Annotated in this window: 1 protein-coding gene; it reads right to left on the bottom strand. The window is 47.8% G+C overall.

The annotated features are described in order from the left end of the window. Positions 1 to 212, bottom strand: a 212-nt coding sequence (locus JYB62_RS20160) for an SDR family NAD(P)-dependent oxidoreductase (RefSeq protein WP_243431659.1), incomplete at its 3' end; no start/stop codon positions are given. Positions 213 to 255 lie beyond the last annotated feature (43 nt).

The following is a 255-nucleotide window of genomic DNA, read 5'->3' as shown; positions in this document are numbered from 1 at the left end:
TGTCCTTTGACCAGGATGTCCAGCAGTTTGTTCCAGTCCTCTTCGGTATGCTCCTCCAAAGGTTTGGAGATGGAGATTCCAGCATTGTTGACGATGATGTCCAGTCCGCCGAATTTCAGGCAGATTTTCTGTATGGCTTTTTTGAGGCTTTCGGTATCGGTGACATCCAGGGTTACTCCCAGGAATACATCCTTTCCGTATTTTTTCTGCATTTCCGCTTCTGTCTGCGCAAGTCTTTCCGCATTGATGTCGGTG

The organism is Algoriphagus lutimaris (assembly GCF_017051705.1).
Lineage (GTDB): Bacteria > Bacteroidota > Bacteroidia > Cytophagales > Cyclobacteriaceae > Algoriphagus > Algoriphagus lutimaris.
Note: the sequence above shows the minus strand (reverse complement) of the source record. Positions and strands in the feature narration are given on the sequence as shown.